A 19182-nucleotide genomic window follows, 5' to 3' on the forward strand; every position below is an offset into this window, starting at 1 on the left:
CCGACTGTTGGAGATTGATGATGAGGAAATCACTTCTTGCGCTGGCTGCCGGCCTCTTGCTTGCCGGGAGCGTCAGCGCGGCCTCCGCCGCCGACAAGCTGAAGGTCGGCTTCATCTATTTGGGTCCGATCGGAGATCTCGGCTGGACCTACCAACACGATGTCGGGCGCCTGGCGCTGGTGAAGGAATTGGGCGACAAGATCGAGACCACCTATCTCGAGAACGTCCCCGAAGGTCCCGATGCCGAACGTGCCATCGAGCAGCTCGTCCGCGCCGGCAACAAGCTGATCTTCACCACGTCGTTCGGCTACATGGACCCGACGCTCAAGGTCGCCAAGAAATATCCGAACGTGCATTTCGAGCACGCCACCGGTTACAAGCGCAACCCGAACATGTCGACCTATTCGGCCAAATGGTACCAGGGCCGCTACATCCAGGGCCTGATCGCGGCCAAGATGTCGAAGTCCGGCGTGCTCGGCTATATCGGCTCGTTCCCGATTCCGGAGGTCGTCTCCGGCATCAACGCGACGATCCTCGCAGCGCAGACCATAAATCCGAACATCAAGGTCAAGATCATCTGGGCCAACACCTGGTTCGATCCGGGCAAGGAGGCCGACGCCGCCAAGGCGCTGATCGACCAGGGCGCCGACGTCATCATGCAGCACACGGATTCGCCCGCGGCGATGCAGATCGCCAGCGAGCGCGGCAAGCTGGCCTTTGGCCAGGATTCCGAGATGATCAAGTTCGGGCCCAAGACCCAGCTCACCTCGATCCTGGACACCTGGGGGCCCTACTACATCGCCCGCGTCAAGGCCGAGCTCGACGGCACCTGGAAGTCCGAAGACACCTGGGGCGGCCTCGACAGCCACATGTTCGCGATGGCGCCCTACACCAACATGCCTGATGACGTGAAGAAGATGGCAGAGGATGCCCAGGCCGCGATCACCGCAGGCAAGCTGCATCCGTTCAAATGCCCGATCGTTGGGCAGGACGGCAAGCCGGTCGAATGCAAGGGCGGCGATCACCTCGACGACGGCCAGATCCTCGGCATGAATTTTTATGTGAAGGGCATCGACGACAAGCTGCCGGGCAAGTAGCACGCTTCTTGCATTGCCTAAATCACCTGCTCCTCCCGGAGGAGGTTCGGAGGGGGTGGCCAGAAGCACCCGGCACTTGTGGTCGCCCCCTCTTTCTATTTTGGCCGGACTATCCCGCCTGCATCGCCCGCGCCGCGGAACTGTGGCGGCGGATGAGGTCGACAACATCCAGGCCCGGGATCGCGCCGTCGACCACCGCCCATTTGCCCGCCACCATCACCCGGTCGGCCCGATGCGCGCCGCACAGCACCAGCGCGGCCAGCGGATCGCCGTGGCCGGAGAAGCGCAGTTCGTCGAGCCTGAACAGCGCGAGATCGGCGGCCTTGCCGACGGCGATCTCCCCGAGTTCCGGCCGGCCGACGCAGGCCGCCGACCCCTTGGTGGCCCAGCGCAGCGCATCCTTGTGGCTGACCTTGTTCACCCCGTAGCGCGCCCGTTGCAGCAGGAAGGCGGCACGCACCTCCTGCATCAGATTTGATCCATCATTCGAGGCCGAGCCGTCGACGCCGATGCCGATCCCGACGCCGGCCTCCTCCATCTCGCAGACGGGACAGCAGCCCGACGCCAGAAGCTGGTTGCTGCACGCGCAATGACTGATGGTCGTCTTGGCCCTGCCGAGCCGCTGCATCTCGTCCGCGTTGAAGAAGATGCCGTGGGCGAGCCAGGTCCGCGCGTTGAGCCAGCCGCATTGTTCGAGGTAGTCGAGCGGGCGGCAGCCATACATCTGCTGGCAGAACCTGTTCTCGTCCTCGGTCTCGGCGAGATGAGTGTGCAGGCGCACGTCGAGCTTGTCGGCGAGATCGGCGGTGGCGAGCATCAGGGATGTCGTCACCGAGAACGGCGAGCAAGGTGCCAGCGCAATCTGCACCATCGCATCCGCACCGCGCTGGTGATGTTTGGCGATCACGCGCGCGCTGTCGGCGAGGATCGTGTCCTCATCCTGCACGACGCTGTCAGGCGGCAGGCCACCGTCGCGCTGCGACAGGTTCATCGAGCCGCGCGTCAGCAGCACCCGCACGCCGAGCCGCTTCGCCACCGCCACCTCGATGTCAACGGCGTCTTCGAGCCTTGCCGGGAATACGTAGTGATGGTCCGTCGTGGTGGTGCAGCCCGAGAGCAGGAGCTCGGACATCGCCACGGTGACGCCAAGCTCCAGCGCCTCCGGCGTCAGCTTCGCCCACACCGGATAGAGCGCCTGGAGCCAGGGAAACAGCTCGCGGTCCATCGCCACCGGCAACGCCCGCGTCAGCGTCTGATAGAAGTGATGATGCGTATTGATGAGGCCGGGCAGGACGACGTGCTCGCCCGCGTCGAACACCGCGACGTCCGCCATTGCAGGCGTGCTGCCGGCCGGCACGAGCTCGACGATCCGGCCATCCCTGACCACGATCCCGCGCGCAGCATCATCGGCGAGGATCGCGAGGGGATCCCTGATCCAGATCGGCTTCGCATCGCTCATGGCCCTGCTCTCCTCACATCTGCTAGCGACAGGCCTGCAAGGCTGACGCCAGTCCAATCACGTTCATGCTACGACTTTGCTTGTTGCGACTTGGCTCCGGTCTTGCAAGACTCTATCGCACGATTCATCGGGCGGAAGCTTTTTGGCGCAGCCATGGATTTGAATACCATCACAGCAGTCGCCCACCCGCAAACGCGCGCGGAGCTGCCTGTCTGGACGTCAAGTGATGCTTGGCTCGCGGGCGGCACCTGGCTGTTCTCGGAACCGCAAGCCCACCTGACACGGCTGATCGATCTCACCGACCTGAAATGGCCCGCGCTCACGATCACCGAGACCCATCTCACCATCGCGGCCACTTGCACGGTCGCGCAGCTCGATGGCCTCGCCTGCCCGCCGGACTGGCTGGCGGCACCGTTGATCAACCAGTGCTGCCGCGCGTTCCTCGCTTCCTTCAAGATCTGGAAGACTGCGACCGTCGGCGGCAATCTCTGCATGTCGTTGCCGGCAGGACCGATGATCTCGCTCACGTCCGCGCTCGATGGCGTCTGCACCATCTGGAAGGCCGGCGGCGGCGAGCAAAAGATTCCCGTCGCCGGCTTCGTCACCGGCAACCAGAAGAACCGCCTGACGCCCGGCGACCTGCTGCGCCAGATCGATATCCCCATCGCCGCGCTGAAGCGCCGCTCCGCCTTTCGTCAGATCTCGCTGGCGCCTGTCGGCCGCTCGGCAGCGCTCCTGATCGGCAGCCTCGATGCCGGCGGAACAATGTCGCTGACCGTCACCGCATCGACGGTGCGGCCGATCCAGCTGTCCTTTCCCAGACCGCCGGACCCGGGCGCGCTTCGCGACGCGATTGTGCAGCAGATCACGGACGATCTCTACCACACCGACATCCACGGCAAACCGCTCTGGCGCAAGCACATGACGCTGCGGCTCGCCGAGGAGATCCACAGCGAATTAACGGGTCCGGCGCGCCCATGAGCTTCGAGGTCGACGGCAAGCTGTTTTCGCAAGAGCCGCGCGCCGGCCAGTGCCTGCGCACGCTCCTGCGGGAGCTCGGCCATTTCGGCGTGAAGAAGGGCTGCGACGCCGGCGATTGCGGCGCCTGCACCGTGCTGCTCGACGGCGAGCCCGTGCACAGCTGTCTGATCCCGGCGTTCCGTGCCGAGGGCCATGCCATCACCACGATCGAGGGATTTGGCAGAGACGGCGGCCCGCACCCGATGCAGCGGGCCTTTCTCGACGCGCAAGGGTTCCAGTGCGGCTTCTGCACCGCCGGCATGATCCTGACCTGCGCCTCGTTGAACCAGGCACAGCGCGCCGATCTCGGTGCGGCGCTGAAGGGCAACATCTGCCGCTGCACCGGCTATCGGTCGATCGAGGATGCCTTGCTCGGCAGGATCAATGTGGAGGAGAGCGTCGAGGCCGGCGCCGCATTCGGCCGCAGCCTGCCGGCACCTGCCGGCCCGGACATCGTGCACGGCAGCGCGCGTTACACCTTCGATACCGAAATCGACGGCCTGCTGCACATCAAGCTGCTGCGCTCGCCTCACCCCCACGCGAAGATCGTCGCGATCGACAAGGCGGAGGCGCTGAACGTTCCCGGCGTGCACGCCGTGCTGACGCATGAGGATGCGCCGTCGATCCTGTTCTCGACCGCACGGCATGAGAAGGACTGGATGGACCCAGAGGATACCCTCATCGTCGACGACGTCGTCCGCTTCGTCGGTCAGAAGGTCGCCGCCGTCGTCGCCGAGACCGAAGGCGCCGCCGAGGAGGCCTGCCGGCGCCTCAGGGTCGATTACGAGATCCTGCCCGCGCTGATCGATCCTGAGCAGGCGATGGCACCGGGCGCGCCGATCATCCATCCTGACCGCACCACCGAGAACCGTGTTGCCGATGCCCAGCGCAACCTCGTCGCGGAGACACATGGCGAATTCGGCGATGTCGCGGCGGCGCTCGCGACGTCCGCCGCCACCTTCGAGGCCACCTTCCACAGCCATCGTGTGCAGCATGCGGCGCTCGAGACTCATGGCGGCCTCGCCTGGCTCGACGTCGAAGGCGTGCTCAATGTCCGCACCTCGACGCAGGTGCCGTTCCTGACCCGGCGCGCCCTGTCGGACATCTTTGGCCTCCCCATGGACAAGGTCCGCGTGTTCTGCGAGCGCGTCGGCGGCGGCTTTGGCGGCAAGCAGGAGATGTTCGTCGAGGACATTCTCGCACTCGCTGCCCTCAAGACCGGGCGGCCGGTGAAGCTGGAGCTCACCCGCGAGGAGCAGTTCATCGCGACCTCGACGCGGCACCCGATGCGGGTCCGCATCAAGGCCGGCGCGGATGCCGACGGCAAGCTCACCGCGCTCCAGCTCGACGTGCTCTCCAACACCGGAGCCTATGGCAATCATGCCGGCCCCGTGATGTTCCACGCCCTGGCCGAGAGCATCAGCGTCTACAATTGCCCGAACAAGAAGGTCGATGGCGTTGCCGTCTATACCAATACGGTGCCAGCCGGCGCGTTTCGCGGCTACGGCCTGCCGCAGGCGCTGATCGCGGTGGAGGCTGCGATCGACGAGCTGGCGAAACGGCTCGGCATCAGCCCCTACGACATGCGCCGCCGCAACATCGTCAAGCCCGGCGATCCCATGCTGGCGCCGCCGCCGTCCGAATATCACGACGTGCTCTATGGCTCCTACGGTCTCGACCAGTGCCTCGACCTCGTCGAGCGCGCGATGCGAGCTGATGGTCCGCCGCCTGAGCTGCCGCCGGAATGGCTGATCGGCGACGGCATCGCGCTGACCATGATCGACACGGTGCCGCCGGCCGGCCACATCGCGGACGCGATGATCTCGCTGCGCGATGACGGCGGCTTCGATCTCACCGTCGGCACCGCCGAGTTCGGCAACGGCACCAGCACGGTGCACCGGCAGATCGCGGCGACGACGCTCGCGACCACCGTCGACAGGGTCCGCTTGCGCCAGTCCGACACCGCGCATGGCGGTCACGACACCGGCGCCTATGGCAGCGCCGGCATCTTCGTCGCCGGCAAGGCGACACATGCAGCGGCGATGCAGCTTGCAGTCGAGCTGAAGTCGGCCGCGGCCGGAGCCTGGCTCTGCGATGTGGAAACCTGCGTGCTTGACGAAGACTCCGTCGTCAGCGGCGTGCGACGCATGTCTTTTGTGGAACTCGCGAAGCTTGCCCGCGAACGCGGACAGCCGTTCGCGGCGAGCGGCAACTCCGGCGGCACGCCGCGTTCGGTCGGCTTCAACGTCCAGGGTTTTCGCGTCGCGGTGAACAAGGCCACCGGCGAGCTCAAGATTCTCAGGAGCGTGCACGCGGCGGACGCGGGCGTCGTTGCCAATCCCATGCAATGCCGCGGCCAGGTCGAGGGTGGCGTGGCGCAGGCGCTCGGCGCTGCGCTCTACGAGGAGATGGTGATCGATGCAGAGGGCCACGTCACCAACCCGAAATTCCGCGACTATCATCTGCCGACCTTCGCCGACATTCCGCGCACCGAGGTGTTCTTCGCCGAGACCTCCGACACGATCGGCCCGCTGGGCGCGAAGTCGATGAGCGAGAGTCCGTACAATCCGGTCGCCGCCGCACTCGGCAACGCAATCGCGGATGCCACCGGCATCCGCTTCACCGCGCCGCCCTTCAAGCCGGACCGGCTGTTTCCGGCCCTGCTCGACAAGTTCGGCGACTCCGATGGGACGCGATAGCGGCGACCACGGCGACGCCATGCTCCCTCGCCCCGCTTGCGGGGAGAGGGTTGGGGTGAGGGGGAGTCTCCGCAAGGACGCGACAGTTGGATTCGCGGCGAGTCCCCTCACCCGGATTGCATCTTCGATGCAATCCGACCTCTCCCCGCAAGCGGGGCGAGGTGAAGAGCGCGCTTGGCATTCAGCTGCCGCGATAGGTCGAATAGCTCCATGGCGTGACCAGCAGCGGCACGTGATAGTGCCCCTCGGGCTCGCTGATCGCGAAACGAAGCGGGATCTCGTCGAGGAATGGCGGGTCCGACATCGGTACGCTGCGCTCGGCAAAGTATTGACCGACGCTGAATTTGAGCTCGTAGCGGCCGATCGGCAGCGGGCGGCCGCCGATCAGCGGCTGGTCGGTGCGGCCGTCCGCGTTGGTGACGGCGCGCGCAATGACGCGGCTGTCGCCGAGCTTCGCGAGCTCGACCAGCTCGACCGCGACGCCGGACGCGGGCTTGCCCGTGTGATTGTCCAGCACATGCGTCGAGAGTCGGCCATGCACCTTGAGCCTGTCGTCGGCGACGACGAGCTGATCCAGCCGCAGCGCGGAGATGCGGCCGATCTCCTCGATCGCGCGCCGGATCTCGGTCTTGACAAGGTTGGGCAGCCGCGTCTCGAAGTCGCGCAGAACGGAGTCCTTGGTGTGACGGCGCACGCAGACGATATAGGGGAAGCCGAACTTATCGCGATAGGCGTTGTTGACGCGCTCGAACGCCGCGTATTCGGCATCCGACAGCCGATCGAGACCGGCGCTGTTCTGCTCGTCGGTGGATTCCGCAGTCAGCCCCGCCGCGCGCTGGGTCTTGCCGGCGAGATCGGGATGCGCGCGGATCAGCGCCAGTTGCACCTCGGGTTCGGCAGCCTGAATCACCGCCATCAGTGCTGTGTGCAATTGATTGACGCCAACGAACGGCCGCTTCCCGGCGAGCTGCTCGGCGATCCACGGCGAATATTCGACGACGTTCGCAAGGGCTGAAACGAAATCGACCTTGCTCGCGGCGTTGAGATCGGAAAGCGAGATCTGCGACATCCCTCACCCGATCTCGAATGCGTCGGCCGCAAGATGCGCATGCTTGTCGTGCCAGTGCTGCGCGATCTGAAACCGCGTCGGCACCCAGACGCGCTCGTGCCTGCCGATATAGTCCAGGAAGCGGATCAGCCCGGCGGCGCGGCCGGGCCGACCGGCGAGACGACAGTGCAGGCCCACCGACATCATCTTCGGCGCGCTCTCGCCCTCGGCGTAGAGCACGTCAAAGGCGTCCTTGAGGTAAGTGAAGAACTGTTCGCCTTCGGCAAACCCCTGCGGATTGATGAACCGCATGTCGTTGGCGTCTAACGTATAGGGAATGATGAGCTGCTTACCGCCCGCGCCCTTCACCCAATAGGGCAGATCGTCGGCATAGGAATCGCAGAGATAGAGGAAGCCGCCCTCCTCCATCAGCAGGCGGTTGGTGTTGATCGAGGAGCGCCCGGTGTACCAGCCCAGCGGCCGCGATCCGGTCGCCTCGGTGTGGACGCGAATGGACTCGGCGATCTCGGCGCGCTCCTGCGCCTCGGTCATGTCCTTGTGCTCGATCCACTTCAGGCTGTGGCTGGCGATGTCCCAGCCCGCCTCCTTCATGGCGGCTACGATTTCCGGATTGCGCTTCAACGCGGTAGCGACGCCGAACACGGTGGCCGGCCAGTTGCGCGCGGTGAACATCCGCCACAGCCGCCAGAAGCCGGCGCGCGAGCCATACTCGAACATCGATTCGATGTTGGCGTGGCGCTGACCCGGCCAGGGCTGCGCACCGAGCACGTCGGACAAAAACGCTTCCGAGGCGCGGTCGCCATGCAGGATGTTGTTCTCGCCGCCCTCCTCGAAATTGACCACGAACTGCACCGCGACCCGCGCATCACCGGGCCATTGCGGATGTGGCGGGTTGCGGCCGTAACCGCGGAGATCGCGCGGGTAGCGGGTATCGGTCACTCAGACTTCCTCGAAGCGGATCGGCAGCGCGCCCTTCCACAGCACGCTCTTGCCCAGCGTCGCCAGATCGTCCAGGCCAGAGGTCAGCGTGATGAAATGGTTGCCGGCGAGCTGCCCCATCTTGCTCGCGAAATGCACGCCGCCATAGGCGAGCAGGATCTCGGTCTCGCTGATGCCGCCGGGATAGAGGATGATCTGGCCCGGCGCCGGATAGCTGGTGTGGTTCTCGTAGCCGACCCCGAAATCGAGATCGCCGAGCGGCATCCACACCCCCTCGCCACTCCAGCGCACATGGATGATGTGGCTTTCGAACGGCAAGGCCTTGCGGAACGCGGCGACGGTCTTGGGTGCCAGCTGCTCCTCGAAACGGGCATCGAAGGTGAAATCGCCGGCGCGGATAACGAGTTTGCTCATCTCATCTCTCTGGATCGGGGGCGGCAGCCCCCCGGGGAACTTTCAGGCAAAGAGCATTCCCGGCAGCTTCGCGCAAGTGGCGCGGCCAGTCACCTGCGATCGTAGGATCAGCCGAAAATGCCGCTCCGCCGCACCTCCGGCTCCGGCTCGGCGGCCGGGGCGGGCGCCTCCTTCAGTTCCGCCTGCGGCAGCGGCGCAGGCGCCGGCAGGTTCTCGCATTTCGTGGAATAGACCAGCTTTCCATCCGCCGTACGCCCGATCGGGACACAGGGATCGGGTTGCGCCACCGTGGTCTTCGGCGCCAACTTGACTTGCGCCGCCGCCGGAGAGGCGATCAGGAGAAGGACCAGCAGATATCTCGACATCGTTGTCGCCTAGAAAACCAGTTCGCCATTGAACCGGATTGCGAGGGGCAAGTCCATCGGCGCCAAGGGCGCAATTGCCGAATATTTAGCCGGCATGCGCGGGCTCCAGCCCCGACCCGAATTAGCCTTGAAAGAGCAACTGCATCAACACCGTCATTGCGAGCCAACGGGTCCGCGCGGAGCGCGGCCCGATGACAGGCTCAGCGAAGCAATCCAGAGTCTTTCCACGGAGACAGTCTGGATTGCTTCGCTGCGCTCGCAATGACGGAGTATGAAGCCACATCGCCATTCTCAAATTCGCATCTCAACCCGTAGACACGCATCCTCGCGGCGCGTTTCGCCCGAGCTTTGCTTCGTCGCGCCACCCTCTTGATCCAAGAGGGCGCAGGGAAGGCCGGGTGCCAGCTAGCACCCGCGGTCCGCTGCGCGAGATGTAGCGCAGAGAAACCGCACAGCAGCATACAGGTGAAGCCCAACACACGGCCTTCCCTGCGCAGTGGTTGGACGGCTTATGCCGTGCTCTCCCGGGAGCCGAGTTCCTTCTGGCCTCCCTCGCCCCGGCGAAAGTCGCCGGCACCGCGCCGGTTGACGCGACTGCCGCATCCGCCAGGGCTTGACCGTAGCAACGACGGCCAGGACCACACGGTTTTGCCGTACGCACGGCCCGCTGTTCGCCGCAGTTTTCCCAGCCCTGTCGACCAGGCTGGAAACTTACAGGCGAGACGAATCTGACAGCGCCGTTCGTCCGCGCGCGGTCTCGCGCTCACGGAGAGCAATCCGCCCTGCCCTTGACCTCTCGCGCCCGACGCTGCCGCGTCCACCGCAGGCCCGGCCCTGCGACCATCACGACAAAGATCGCCCCTCAAGGGTGAGCCGGGATAGGCGACACATACGCCAATTCCGAATTTCGGTAAAGCGGAATATATTTGCGCACCCAGCTTGACAGACGGACGAAACAGCGACGGCATGGCGATCTCCAACCTGGAAACGCCAAGAGGGGCGGTGCAAAGCACCGCCCCTCTTGTATTCAGGAGGCTTCCCGCAGCATGGCCCGCTGATCGAGATCCAGGCTTAGGCGAAAAGGCCGCCTAGTATGGCTGGTAGTAATAACGCTGGCCATAGTAGGGATCGCCGCCGTAATAGCCCGGACCGCCGTAGTAGGGACGCGGGCCGTAATAATAGCGGTTCTCGTAATACTCTTGGCGCCGACTCTCTGCGATTGCACCGCCGATAAGGCCCACTGCCGCGCCCATGAAGGCGAGGCCTGCCGCGTTCGGCCCGCGCCGATAGTAGCGGTGGCGGCGAGCGGCGCTGAAATCGGTGACGTCCGACGCCGCCGGACCTGCGGCAACCGCCTTGGCAGGCGGCGTGGACGAGCTCGCGGCCGAAGGCGCGGTAGAGGCCGTAACAAGGGCGAGGCTTGCGAACGCGACCAGCAAACTATTGCGGCCGGCTCCGGAAATCATGGGTCTAACACTCATCTCGATCTTCCTCTGTTCTCGCCCAAAAGAGATATGCAAACCACGATCAACGTGCAAATCACTGAAATGGTTTCATGATCGCGGCAAACTGCCACGCTTTGAACGATTGTAAACCGAACGATCGGATCCAGCTTGAACCATCCAACCTGAGCGGTTAATGAACAGCCGCGCCGTTTTTCGGTCGCCGTAAGCGTTTCACGTGAACCAACGCATCAACCGACGCCGTCGGGATCGATGCCGATTTCAAGGGTTCAACGTGACTGACGCGTCCTTTTCCTCAAGAGAAATCAGATGATTGCGGTTCGCAAACTGCCGGCGCGCTATGCGCCGATCGTGATGCCATTCGTGCTGTCCATCCTCATGACGGCGGTGGTGTCGGTCATTTCGACGCTTCGGAGCCTCGGTGCAACGCCGGCGTTCCTCGCGACCTGGCCGGGCGCCTGGGCCTTATCATGGCTCGTCGCCTTTCCAACGCTGCTGATGGTGCTGCCACTGGTCCGCCGGATCGTGGCCTGCCTCGTCGCCTCTCCATCTCAACCAGGCCGATAGAAGGCGCGGACGGCGGCGCATGGAGCACGCCGCCCCGCTTCCAGATTGCTCACCACTTGGATCAAGCTTCCACATTCCTCACTTCACCCGTCGCGCTGTTGTGGATGAAGCTGTTCCCGGTGCTGCGCGAGGTCGATCGGCTGGAATGAGCTTACGACAACGCCCCCAGCACGCCGCGCGTCGCCTTGTCGATCTCCTCGACATAGCGGCGGCGGGCGAAGGTTTCGGTGAGGAAGCCGACCACCTTGCGGCTGTCGGTGGAATCGACCACCGCCAGCATCTCGGCTTCCGCCTCGTCGAACACCGCCATCGCCGACTTCACGTTCATTTCCGGGATCAGCACGATGTCGATCAGGCGTGCGAGCTCGATCACCTGGATGTCGTCGGCGATGGTGTCGAGGTCGCTGGAGAACAGATCGGGCAGCAGGACGAGCCCGACATATTCGTCCGCATTGTTGACAATGACGATTCCGGGCCGCGAGCCCAGCGCGAATTCGCGGCGGGCCGCGGCGATCGTCGTGGTCGACGGCACCTTGCCGACGTCCGAACGCATCAGCCGCTCGACGGTGAGATTGCGCAGCCAGCCGACGTCGTTGGCGCTGCGGATGGTCTCGCCGCGGAGATGCAGGCGCCAGGTCGAGAAGGAATGGCCGAACATGAAGCGGACGCAGATCGAGGTGACGATGCAGCCGGCCAGCACCACGGCGGTGACGTCGACATTGCGCGTCATCTCGAGCACGAGGAACGACATCGTCAGCGGGCCGCCGACGATGGCGACGCCGAGCGTCGCCATGCCCGTCAGCATCGCTACCAGCGGGTCGATCGCGAAGTCCGGGCTGATGAGCAGCAGCAATGCGGCGAAGAACTTTCCGATCAGGCTGCCGACGAACAGCGAGGCGAAGAACAGGCCGCCGCGGAAGCCCGAGGCGAGCGAGATCAGACAGGCCGTCAGCTTCAGCGCGATGATGATCGCGATCAGTCCGATCGTCATCTCGTGAAAGAGATCGAGCACCATGGCACCGTGGCCGGCCGCGAGCACCTGCGGAGTGACGATCGCAAAGGAGCCGACGATGAGGCCGCCAATCACCGGGCGCAACCAGACCGGCAGCCAGGCGAACAGGCGTTCGAACATCGAGGACGAGCGCATCACGGCGATGCCGACGCCGCCGGTGATGAGCGCGAGCCCGATCAGCGCCAGATATTGCTCGATCCCGACCGAGCTGACTTTCGGTATCTCGATAGAGTACGGCGCGCCACCGAGCCACTGTGCGGTCAGCGCGCCGGCGAGCGAGGCCGCCAGGATCGGCGCGGCGCTGCCAACCGAGTAGACGCCGACGATCAGCTCGCAGGCGTAGAAAGCGCCAGTGATCGGCGCACCGAACGCCGCCGCGATCGCCGCCGCGGCGCCGCAGCCGACGATCAGGCGCAAATCGTTGCGGCGGAGATTGAAGAACTTGCCGAGCAGCGAGGCGATGCCGGAGCCGATCTGGGTATAGCCGGCCTCGAGGCCGACCGAGGCGCCGCAGCCGTTGGAGATCAGCGTCTGGCTCGATACCACCACGCTGTCCCGCATCGAGAGATTGCCGCCGCGCAATGCATTGGCCTCGATCGGGTCGACCGCGTTCGAGATCTTCATGCGCCGCCGCGACCATTCCATGATGCCGAGCACTAGCCCGCCGAGCGCAGGCGCGAGCAGCGCCGCCCAGGGGCTGACGCGCGCATGCGCGGACAGGCGGACGTCAACGGGAATGCCATAGATCAGGACATGGGCGATCTGCGCGATCTCGGCCATCAGCGTCACCACCGCGCCGGCAAGCGTGCCGATTACGAGCGCGAGCGGGATCAGGTAGAACTCGTTGCTGCGCAGCAGCGCGCGCATGCGAACCATGACGCGGTTCGAACCCTTGCGATCGACGAGATGCCTGAAGCGCGCGAACACCGTTTACCTGCCTACCCTTCCGACAGGCCGTAGCCGGCCATGCGCCGGCGGACCTGTTCGATCTCGGCGCTGGGGAGCAGCGGCGGTTGTCCGATCTGGAGGCAGCCGTGATACTGCCGCGCCAGGGTTTCGACCTCGACGGCCAACCACATCGCCTTGTCCAGCGACTTGCCGATCGCGATCATGCCGTGATGGTCGAGCAGGCAGGCAAGCCGGCCCTCCAGCGCCAGCACCGCATGCTCGGACAGTTCCGCTGTTCCAAAGGTGGCATAGGGCGCACAGCGGATGGTGTCGCCGCCGGCAGCCGCAATCATGTAGTGCACGGGCGGGATCTCCATGCCCATGATCGCAAGGATTGTACAGTAGGTCGGATGGGCGTGCACGACGGCGTTGACGTCGGGCCGCGACTTCAGGATGTCGCGATGGAAGCGCCACTCGCTGGACGGCTTCTGATTGGGGGCATGCGAGCCATCCATCGCCATGAAGACGATCTGATCGGGCGTCATGGCGTCGTAAGGCACGCTGGTCGGCGTGACCAGAAGCCCGTCCACATGCCGGACGCTGATATTGCCCGAGGTGCCCTGGTTGATGCCGAGCGCGTTCATGCGGCGGCAGGCGTCGATGATGGCCTGCCTCTTGTCGCGTTCGTCCGCTGTCATCGACATCCCGATTTTATCTCGACTTCTTGGCTTTGGACGTTTGTCAGAGGGGAAGTACGTCAAAGCAATGCGGCAGTGCAAGCGAAAGCGACCGGCTCGCGCGCCATCTTGCCGGCGGCTCTGCCGCTTCACGAAATAGACCGTAAAATCAACAGATTAACAGATTAACAGATTGTCGCACCGTTAGGCCAGGCTCGCCCGGACAGCCGCAATCCCGTTGATCACGAACTGCACCGAATAGGCCGCGAGCAGCATGCCAAGGACGCGCGAGAGCACGGCATTTCCGGTACGGCCGAGGGTGCGCGCGATCAGGTGAGCTGAGGCGAAACAGAGCATGCAGAGCAGACAGACCGAGAGCACAACCGCGATGATGATCGCGAGCCTCGCCCCATAGCCGGCATCGCCCGAAAGCAGCAGCGTGGTCGCGATCGCGCCGGGACCGGCCATCATGGGGATGGCCAGCGGAAACACCGCGACATCGGAGGCATGCTCCGACGTGGCCTTGTCGGCCTCACGGGCCTCGCGATGCGGACGGTCACCGAAGATCATCTGGTAGGAGACGCCGAACAGCAGCAGCCCGCCGGCGATCTGGAAGGCGGGAATGCCGATCCCGAGCTGGCGGAGCAGCCAGTTTCCGACGAGCGCGATCACCACCAGGATCGAGGCGGCGATCAGCGGCGCGCGCAGCGCGATCGTTCGCTTGACCTTGTCGGGCATGCCCCCGGTGGCAGCGAGGAAGGCCGGCGCAAGGCCGACGGGATCGACCACCAGCAGCAGCGTCACGAAGGCCGACAGGGCGAAGTCGATCATGTTCCGTTGGGCTCCCTGGATGCAGGAACGATGGCTGGCGGACTGACTTAGCCCGGCAGAGGCGTTTTGCAAATCACTGGAGACGATCGATGAGCGACAGCGGAATCGGAATGCTGCTCGGCCAGCTCTCGGCCAACCTGCTCTGGCTCTGGTTCATCGGAGCCTTCCTGCTCGGCGCGGTCCTCGCCTATGGCGTGATGAAGGCCGGGCGCCTGCGGCGCGGCGAACGCGCGCAACTCGACCGCAACACCGAGGCGCGGCAACGGCAGGAAGATCCCTACAAGCGTCCGACCTGAACGATCGCCGCGAGCGCCGGCTGCTGTTTGGAACTTTCGTTCTCCAAGCGGCTTTCACCGCCTGAGGATTGAGGAAGGAGACGCCTTCCCGTGTCACCTCAAGAGGAGGACGTATGGCTAAACGAGCGAAGAAACGCACAACCAAGAAATCGGCCGCGCGCCGCACGCGCCAGGCGCCGAAGATGCTGAGCGACCTGTTCCTGGAAACGCTGAAGGACATCTATTTCGCCGAGAACAAGATCATCAAGACGCTGCCCAAGATGGCCAAGGCCGTGCATTCGAAGGATCTTGCGGCGGCCTTCAACAAGCATCTGCGCGAGACCCAGGGCCAGGTCAAACGTCTCGACCAGATCTTCAAGATGCTGGGCAAGCCCGCGCGCGCCAAGCCCTGCGAAGCGATCAACGGCATCACCGACGAGGGCGCCGAGATCATGAAGGCGTTCAAGAACGCCCCTGCCCTCGACGCCGGCCTGCTCGCCGCGGCGCAGGCGGTCGAGCACTACGAAATCTCCCGCTACGGCACGCTGCGCACCTGGGCCGAAGAGCTCGGCATGCCGGACGCGGCAAGGCTGCTTCAGGAGACGCTGGACGAGGAAGAAGCGACCGATCACACGCTGACCGAACTCGCCACCTCGGTGATCAACCTCGAAGCGGAAGCAGGGTATCGCGCCGCCGCCTGATGCCGCGCGCCGCGCCCAACTGTTGCCTTCGACGCCGCGGAACATACCCGCGGCGTCGATGCGTCTGACGGCAAGGGCCTCTTCCGAATGGAGAGGCAGGCATGCTCAAACGCGCGATGCTGGAAATTTAGGGAACCATCCCCATATGCCCGGTTTCCAACCGCAGCGCCTTCCCCGAGTTTTGCCATGCAACCGAAAAATCCCCTCGACTGGATGCTGTCCGAAGCCCTGGACTCGCTGACCCGCGCCGAACGGCTGCGCCAGCAGTTCGGCCGCCAGGAAGCCTGCTGGGAGCCGCCGATCGACGTGCTCGAGACCGAGCATGAGCTCCTGATCCTGGTCGCGCTGCCCGGTGTCAATCCTGACAATGTCGAGACGGTGATCCATGACGGCGTGCTCGTCATTTCCGGCCAGCGCACCCTTCCGCCGGAGCTTCGCAACGCCCGCATCCACCGGCTCGAGCTGCCGCAGGGCCGTTTCGAGCGGCGCATCGCGCTTCCCCTTGGCCGCTACGCCATCAGCCGCTTCGTGATGGACGGCTGTGTCGCGCTGCGCCTCGCCAAATCCTGAGGTCGATCATGGCCACCGAACAGATGAATAACGCTCAGACCAATTCCCAGAACAATTCCCAGAACAATTCCGACGTGAAGATCCCCGAAGACGCGCTGATCATCATCCCCGTGCGCGAGATGGTGCTGTTCCCCGGCGCCATCGCGCCGATCTCGATCGGCCGGGCGAAGTCCATCGCGGCCGCGCAGCAGGCGCTGCGCGAGCAGCGGCCGATCGGCATCGTCCTGCAACGCAGCCCCGAGATCGAGGAGCCCGGGCCGGACGACCTCTATCGGGTTGCGACCATCGCCAACATCGTGCGCTACATCACCGCGCCCGACGGCACCCATCACATCGTCTGCCAGGGCGTGCAACGCGCGCGCATCCTCGACTTCCTGCCGGGGACGCCGTTCCCGGCTGCGCGCATCCAGCAGATTCCGGAGCCGACCACGACCTCGCCCGAGATCGAGGCGCGCGCCCTGAATTTGCAGCGCCAGGCGATCGAGGCAATCGAGCTGCTGCCGCAGGCCCCGCCCGAGCTGGTCGCGATGTTCCAGAGCACCAGCGCGCCCGGCGCGCTGGCGGACCTGGCGACCTCGTTCATGGACATCAAGCCGCAGGACAAGCAGGAGGTGCTGGAGACCATCGACCTCGCCCTGCGGGTCGAGAAGGTGTCGAAGCACCTGGCCGAACGGCTGGAGGTGCTGCGCATCAGCAATGAAATCGGCCAGAAGACCCGCGCTACGTTCGACGAGCGGCAGCGCGAGGCGATCCTGCGCGAGCAGATGGCGACCATCCAGCGCCAGCTCGGCGAAGGCGACGGCAAGGCGGCCGAGGTGACCGAGCTGACGGCTGCCATCGCCAAGGCCAACATGCCGCCCGAGGCGGACGCGCACGCGAAGAAGGAGCTGCGCCGCTACGAGCGCATGCCCGAGGCCGCCGGCGAAGCCGGCATGGTCCGCACCTATCTCGACTGGCTGATCGAGCTGCCCTGGGCGCTGCCCGCCGAGAAGCCGATCGACATCAAGGAGGCGCGTCGCATCCTGGACGCCGACCATTTCGGCCTGGAGAAGATCAAGAGCCGCATCATCGAATATCTGGCGGTGCGCAAGCTCGCCCCGCAGGGCAAGGCGCCGATCCTGTGCTTCGTCGGCCCGCCCGGCGTCGGCAAGACCTCGCTCGGCCAATCCATCGCCCGCGCGATGGATCGCCCCTTCGTGCGCGTCAGCTTGGGCGGCGTGCATGACGAGGCCGAGATCCGCGGCCACCGGCGCACCTATATCGGCGCGCTGCCCGGCAACATCATCCAGGGCATCAAGAAAGCAGGTGCGCGGAACTGCGTCATGATGCTGGACGAGATCGACAAGATGGGCCGCGGCGTGCAGGGTGACCCTTCCGCCGCGATGCTGGAGGTGCTCGATCCCGAGCAGAACGGGACGTTCCGGGACAATTACCTGGGCGTGCCCTTCGACCTGTCGCGCGTGGTGTTCATCGCGACCGCCAACATGCTGGATCAGATTCCGGGTCCGCTGCTGGACCGGATGGAGCTGATCAGCCTCGCCGGCTACACTGAGGACGAGAAGCTGGAGATCGCGCGCCGCTATCTGGTGCGGCGGCAGCTCGAAGCCAACGGCCTCTCGGCCGGGCAGGCCGAGATCGAGCCGGAGGCGTTGAAGCTGATCGTCAAGGGCTATACCCGCGAGGCCGGCGTGCGCAATCTGGAGCGCGAGATCGGCAAGGTGCTCCGGCATGCCGCCGTGCAGGTCGCCGAAGGCACGGCCGCGAAGGTCGTGGTGAGCCCGACGGACATCGCCACCGTGCTCGGCCAGCCGCGCTTCGAGGGCGAGATCGCACAGCGCACCAGCATTCCCGGCGTCGCCACCGGCCTCGCCTGGACGCCCGTCGGCGGTGACATCCTGTTCATCGAGGCTTCGCGCGTGCCCGGCCGAGGCGGGATGATCCTGACCGGCCAGCTCGGCGAGGTCATGCGCGAGAGCGTGCAGGCAGCGCTGACTCTGGTGAAGAGCCGAGCCACGCAGCTCGGCATCGATCCGCAGCTGTTCGAGAAGAGCGACATCCACGTTCACGTCCCGGCGGGCGCGACCCCAAAGGACGGGCCAAGCGCAGGCGTTGCGATGTTCACCGCGCTGACGTCCCTGCTCACCAACCGTACGGTGCGCAGCGACACCGCGATGACCGGTGAGATCTCGCTGCGCGGCCTGGTGCTGCCGGTCGGCGGCATCAAGGAGAAGGTGGTGGCTGCGGCCGCTGCCGGATTGAAGCGGGTGATGCTGCCGGCGCGCAACAAGCGGGATTACGACGACATCCCGAAGAGCGCGCGGGACAACCTCGAATTCATCTGGCTGGAGCGCGTCGACGAAGCCATCGCCGCCGCGCTCGAGCCGGCCGAGGCCAACGTCGAGGCAGCGGAGTAATGCGATGAAGAAACTGCTGGAAAGAGCGAAGCGATCACGGAAGACGCAGCGGCTGCGCCAGCTGCTCGATCGCGCCATCGACCGGGTGCGCGATGCGCTGGCGGCGCCAGGACCGCGGCTTCAGCCGGTCCCGGTCCGGGTGAAGCGCCGCAAGGGTTGAGCCCTCCGTCTCGGGCCCTCGCGGCAGCCCCAATCGAAAGGCCCCCTCCTTCGAGGGGGCCTTTGCGTTATCAGGCCACGGCGTCCTTGGCGGCCTTGACCGGGCGGGCGCGGACGATCTTCCGGGCCGGCTTGGCCTTGAACATCATCTCTTCACCCGTGAACGGGTTGGTGCCCTTGCGCGCCTTGGTCGCGGGCTTCTTGATGACCACGAACTTGGCGAAGCCCGGCACCAGGAACAGGCCGTTCTTCTTGAGCTCCTTGTGGCCGACGTCGGTCAGCGTCTCCATGACGTTCTTGACGTCACGCTTGGAAAGCTCGGTGGCGGTCGCAATCTTTTCGATCAACTGCGATTTGGACATTTGGGTTGGCATCGTGTCTCCTCTGATTCGTTGCCGGTTGCATACTAGACCAACCGTTAGAGGCTCTAGAGCCTTCTGCACAGTTTTGTCGCGGTTTTACGGGCTTTTTTGGCCCCCTGTGACAAAAAACCCTGCTTTTTAGCTGCTTCCGGAGCGGAAGGAGCCTCAGGCAGCGGTTTTTGCCTTGTTTCAAAGGCCCGC

Annotated in this window: 19 protein-coding genes; 9 read left to right on the forward strand and 10 right to left on the reverse strand. The window is 65.1% G+C overall.

All coding sequences use genetic code 11. The annotated features are described in order from the left end of the window. Positions 1-20: 20 nt before the first annotated feature. Positions 21-1097 carry a BMP family ABC transporter substrate-binding protein gene (locus GPL20_RS01090; protein WP_167532856.1) on the forward strand — a complete coding sequence of 359 codons (1077 nt, stop codon included), beginning with the start codon at positions 21-23 and terminating at the stop codon, positions 1095-1097. 109 nt (positions 1098-1206) lie between these two features. On the opposite strand, the gene GPL20_RS01095 is transcribed toward GPL20_RS01090, so the two are convergent. Next, positions 1207-2556, reverse strand: a complete 1350-nt coding sequence (locus GPL20_RS01095; RefSeq protein WP_157326955.1) for an 8-oxoguanine deaminase — start codon at positions 2554-2556, stop codon at positions 1207-1209. Between the two features lie 153 nt (positions 2557-2709). On the opposite strand from GPL20_RS01095, the gene GPL20_RS01100 reads away from it, so the two are divergent. Next, complete coding sequence (locus tag GPL20_RS01100) at positions 2710-3537, forward strand: FAD binding domain-containing protein (protein ID WP_157326956.1); 828 nt, start codon at positions 2710-2712, stop codon at positions 3535-3537. Then, entirely contained in the window at positions 3534-6275 is a 2742-nt protein-coding gene (locus GPL20_RS01105; protein ID WP_157326957.1) for a molybdopterin-dependent oxidoreductase, read from the forward strand. The genes GPL20_RS01100 and GPL20_RS01105 overlap by 4 nt, the downstream gene beginning before the upstream one ends. Before the next feature lie 181 nt (positions 6276-6456). Here GPL20_RS01105 and uraD read toward each other — a convergent pair whose 3' ends face one another. The 5 genes from uraD to GPL20_RS01135 form a co-directional block, all read right to left on the reverse strand. Next, the gene (uraD, locus tag GPL20_RS01110; RefSeq protein WP_157326958.1) at positions 6457-7344 is read right to left on the reverse strand and encodes a 2-oxo-4-hydroxy-4-carboxy-5-ureidoimidazoline decarboxylase; all 888 of its coding nucleotides are present in this window, start codon (positions 7342-7344) and stop codon (positions 6457-6459) included. A gap of 3 nt (positions 7345-7347) precedes the next feature. After that, the gene (gene puuE / locus GPL20_RS01115; protein WP_254124999.1) at positions 7348-8283 is read right to left on the reverse strand and encodes an allantoinase PuuE; all 936 of its coding nucleotides are present in this window, start codon (positions 8281-8283) and stop codon (positions 7348-7350) included. Beyond that, a complete protein-coding gene (locus GPL20_RS01120) occupies positions 8284-8697 on the reverse strand; it encodes a DUF3830 family protein (RefSeq protein WP_157326959.1) in 414 nt (137 codons plus the stop codon). It lies immediately after the preceding gene. 107 nt (positions 8698-8804) lie between these two features. Continuing rightward, complete coding sequence (locus tag GPL20_RS01125) at positions 8805-9062, reverse strand: hypothetical protein (RefSeq protein ID WP_157326960.1); 258 nt, start codon at positions 9060-9062, stop codon at positions 8805-8807. Positions 9063-10150: 1088 nt separating this feature from the next. Next, entirely contained in the window at positions 10151-10543 is a 393-nt protein-coding gene (locus GPL20_RS01135; protein WP_157326961.1) for a hypothetical protein, read from the reverse strand. A 291-nt stretch (positions 10544-10834) separates the two neighbouring features. Between GPL20_RS01135 and GPL20_RS01140 the strand changes: the two genes are divergently transcribed. Next, entirely contained in the window at positions 10835-11092 is a 258-nt protein-coding gene (locus tag GPL20_RS01140) for a DUF2798 domain-containing protein (protein WP_157326962.1), read from the forward strand. A 151-nt stretch (positions 11093-11243) separates the two neighbouring features. On the opposite strand, the gene GPL20_RS01145 is transcribed toward GPL20_RS01140, so the two are convergent. The 3 genes from GPL20_RS01145 to GPL20_RS01155 all read right to left on the reverse strand — a co-directional run bounded on the left by GPL20_RS01145 (position 11244) and on the right by GPL20_RS01155 (position 14500). After that, on the reverse strand, positions 11244-13031 hold the full coding sequence (locus GPL20_RS01145) for a chloride channel protein (protein WP_254125001.1): 1788 nt from the start codon (positions 13029-13031) through the stop codon (positions 11244-11246). Positions 13032-13042: 11 nt separating this feature from the next. After that, positions 13043-13696: a class II aldolase/adducin family protein gene (locus GPL20_RS01150; RefSeq protein ID WP_205751126.1), complete on the reverse strand. Its 654-nt coding sequence runs from the start codon at positions 13694-13696 to the stop codon at positions 13043-13045. Positions 13697-13873: 177 nt separating this feature from the next. Continuing rightward, positions 13874-14500 (reverse strand): MarC family protein, encoded by a 627-nt coding sequence (locus GPL20_RS01155; protein ID WP_157326963.1) that lies wholly within the window; start codon positions 14498-14500, stop codon positions 13874-13876. Between the two features lie 89 nt (positions 14501-14589). Here GPL20_RS01155 and GPL20_RS01160 point away from each other — a divergent pair, with 89 nt between their 5' ends. The 5 genes from GPL20_RS01160 to GPL20_RS38615 all read left to right on the forward strand — a co-directional run bounded on the left by GPL20_RS01160 (position 14590) and on the right by GPL20_RS38615 (position 18620). Continuing rightward, positions 14590-14796, forward strand: coding sequence for a hypothetical protein (locus GPL20_RS01160; RefSeq protein ID WP_157326964.1), 207 nt, complete (start codon positions 14590-14592; stop codon positions 14794-14796). A gap of 113 nt (positions 14797-14909) precedes the next feature. Next, positions 14910-15476 (forward strand): YciE/YciF ferroxidase family protein, encoded by a 567-nt coding sequence (locus GPL20_RS01165; RefSeq protein ID WP_157326965.1) that lies wholly within the window; start codon positions 14910-14912, stop codon positions 15474-15476. Between the two features lie 186 nt (positions 15477-15662). Next, a complete protein-coding gene (locus GPL20_RS01170) occupies positions 15663-16046 on the forward strand; it encodes an Hsp20/alpha crystallin family protein (RefSeq protein ID WP_080136362.1) in 384 nt (127 codons plus the stop codon). 8 nt (positions 16047-16054) lie between these two features. Continuing rightward, complete coding sequence (gene lon, locus GPL20_RS01175) at positions 16055-18460, forward strand: endopeptidase La (RefSeq protein WP_157326966.1); 2406 nt, start codon at positions 16055-16057, stop codon at positions 18458-18460. A 4-nt stretch (positions 18461-18464) separates the two neighbouring features. After that, the gene (locus GPL20_RS38615; RefSeq protein ID WP_167532838.1) at positions 18465-18620 is read left to right on the forward strand and encodes a hypothetical protein; all 156 of its coding nucleotides are present in this window, start codon (positions 18465-18467) and stop codon (positions 18618-18620) included. Between the two features lie 70 nt (positions 18621-18690). On the opposite strand, the gene GPL20_RS01180 is transcribed toward GPL20_RS38615, so the two are convergent. Further along, positions 18691-18993, reverse strand: a complete 303-nt coding sequence (locus GPL20_RS01180) for an HU family DNA-binding protein (protein WP_157326967.1) — start codon at positions 18991-18993, stop codon at positions 18691-18693. Positions 18994-19182 lie beyond the last annotated feature (189 nt).

Origin of the sequence: Bradyrhizobium cajani (assembly GCF_009759665.1) — a bacterium.
GTDB lineage: Bacteria > Pseudomonadota > Alphaproteobacteria > Rhizobiales > Xanthobacteraceae > Bradyrhizobium > Bradyrhizobium cajani.